We start from the raw sequence: 2,586 nt of genomic DNA on the forward strand, positions 1-2,586 counted from the left end.
TTGAGCACCCGGCTGACCGTCGCCTCGCTCACCCCCGCCTGCGCGGCGATGTCGGCCAGACGGGTGACGGTCCCGTCGGCGCGGGAGCGCGGGATCTGTGTCACTTCACCGTCCATCGGCTCCACCTCACCATGCGGGCGGAGGAGGCGGCAAGCCGGACGGCCCACCCCGGCCCGCTGTGAAATTTATTACGTAAACTTTCCGAAAATACTAACATCCCGTCGGCTCCCGCGGGCGGACGACGGCGGCGCGGCCAGGCGATTACCGGAAATCAGTCCGGCTGACGAGACGGGAACGAGGGGGTGACAGAGTTGTGACCTGCAGATGTGTGATTTCTGGTGTCATCTATGGACACACAGCCATATTGCGCGATGTACTACCTCATCAATCACACGGCTGGATCCGGGCATCCTCGTCCGGGAGGAACGAGCGCGCATGAGTACCGTCGTCCTCGACAACGTGACCAAGGTGTACCCAGGGGGGTACCTCGCGGTCGACCGGATGAACCTGCGGGCCGAGGACGGGGAGCTCCTGGTGCTCCTCGGGCCGTCGGGCTGCGGGAAATCCACCCTGCTGCGGATGATCGCGGGGCTGGAGGACGTCACCTCCGGCGACCTGTGGCTCGGCGGCACCCTGGCCAACGACCTCGCCCCGCGTGACCGCGACGTCGCCATGGTCTTCCAGAACGGCGCGCTCTACCCGCACCGCACCGTCCGCGGCAACCTCTCCTTCCCGATGGAGATCGCCAAGGCGGACCCGGAGATGGTCCGGGAGCGCGTCACCGAGCTTTCGAAGGCGCTGCACATCGACGAGACCCTCGACCGCCGCCCTGGAACGCTCTCGGGCGGCCAGCGGCAGCGGGTCGCGATGGGCCGCGCGATCGTCCGGCAGCCCTCGCTCTTCCTGATGGACGAGCCGCTGTCCAACCTGGACGCCGGCATGCGCACCGAACTGCGCATGGAGATCGGCTCGCTGGTCCGCTCGCTGGGGGTCACCACCATCTACGTCACGCACGACCAGGTCGAGGCGCTGACCCTGGCCGACCGGATCGCCATCATGAACCGCGGCGTGCTGCAGGACGTCGGCACCCCCGGCCAGGTCTACAACGACCCGGCCACCGCCTTCACCGCGGCCTTCCTCAACTCCCAGCAGCTGAACCTGCTCTCGGCCGTCGTCCGCACGCCGCAGAACCAGTTCATCCTGCTGGACTTCGGCCCGCACCAGATCACCATCCCCTGGAGCGATCCGCGCGCCTACGCCATCTCCCAGCACGTCGGCAAGCAGATCATCGTCGGCCTGCGCCCCGACTGCCTGGCCCCGGTGCCGGACACCTTCGAAGGGCCGGTCTTCCTCGGCCGTGTCCGGGCCCTGGAGTACCACGGCCACGAGTGGATGGCCTACGTCGAGTCCGGCATCACCTCGGTGAGCGTCCCCGAGCCCCCGGACCCCCGGCTGCAGGCCCAGGCCGGCTCCTCCGCCCAGGGCGGCCGGATCCGCGCGATGATGCGGCGGCTGCTGTCGAGCGGGGAGGCCGAGGCCGAGCCCCAGTACCAGGCGCAGGACCAGTCCAGCGGCACCCACCGCCGGGCCGACCTCATCGTCCGGGTCGGCTCCCGACCCGTCTGGCGGGCCGGGGAGCCCGCCCGGGTCGGCGTCGACGCCACCCGCCTGCTGCTCTTCGCACCCGACGGTTCCCGGATCGACCCGCCGCACCGCTGATCGGCTCCCCGCCGGACGGGACGAGCACACCGTGCCCGCCTTCTGGAACGTGACAGGCCGCTGGAACGTGACAGAGGGCGGCGCTAGGAGCCGGCGATGAGGGAGACGATCTCGACGACCCTGCCGGCGCGGTCCACCTCCGCGCGGTGGAACGACGGGCCCGTGGTCCGGGCCAGCACCAGGTGCATCCCGGCGACGGGGACGGGCAGGCTCATCAGCCGGTGGGAGCCCGACGTCAGGGTGGCCGGGCGCAGCGAGGCGAGGTCGGCGAGCTTGACCCCGGCGATGCCGCCGTCCTCGTCGAGGGAGGGCGGAGCCTGCCAGCTCCGGTGCACCAGGCCGTCCCCGTTGGAGGAGAGGGCCACCGCCCACTCGGCGCCGACCAGGTCGGGCACGGCGTCCACGAGCGTGGCGAAGGCCCGTGCGGGATCGGTGGCGACGTGGCGGAGCAGGTCGTAGTCGGGGGCGGCCCCCGGGATCTCGCGGGTCGGCCAGACGCCCTCGACGCGGATCCCCGGGACGGCCGACAGCCGGTCCCGGACGGTCGCGGTGTCCGGCGACCCCGGCCAGGAGACCACGAAGTCGTCCACCGCCCGGCCGGTCTCCCGTTCCAGGACCGTCACCTGCAGGATGTCGGCGCCCAGTGTGCCGAGCACCCGGGCGACCTGTCCCAGGGCGCCCGGCCTGTCGGGGAAGGACACCCGTAACCGCAACATCATGACCGATCACCTCTCTCTGGCCCCCAGGGTGTCCTGGACAGGTTTCACAGATGTTCGGAGGAGATGTCCAGGATATGTCCTGTGGTGCGGAACCCCCGGGAGGGGCGGCCGATACGCCGGCCCGCCCGGAGCTCCGTCCCCGGGCGGC

The 2,586-nt window shown here is 70.9% G+C and carries 3 protein-coding genes; 1 reads left to right on the forward strand and 2 read right to left on the reverse strand.

Going from position 1 to position 2,586, the window contains the following annotated elements; translation table 11 throughout:
• Positions 1-116: LacI family DNA-binding transcriptional regulator (locus ACWJ6R_RS34355; protein ID WP_449066209.1), on the reverse strand; the 116-nt coding region annotated here is incomplete at its 3' end.
• A 319-nt stretch (positions 117-435) separates the two neighbouring features.
• On the opposite strand from ACWJ6R_RS34355, the gene ACWJ6R_RS34360 reads away from it, so the two are divergent.
• Positions 436-1,719 carry an ABC transporter ATP-binding protein gene (locus tag ACWJ6R_RS34360; RefSeq protein WP_449066207.1) on the forward strand — a complete coding sequence of 428 codons (1,284 nt, stop codon included), beginning with the start codon at positions 436-438 and terminating at the stop codon, positions 1,717-1,719.
• An 83-nt stretch (positions 1,720-1,802) separates the two neighbouring features.
• Here ACWJ6R_RS34360 and ACWJ6R_RS34365 read toward each other — a convergent pair whose 3' ends face one another.
• Positions 1,803-2,438, reverse strand: coding sequence for an amino acid-binding protein (locus ACWJ6R_RS34365; RefSeq protein WP_449066208.1), 636 nt, complete (start codon positions 2,436-2,438; stop codon positions 1,803-1,805).
• Between the last annotated feature and the right edge of the window lie 148 nt (positions 2,439-2,586).

The organism is Planomonospora algeriensis, assembly GCF_977012225.1.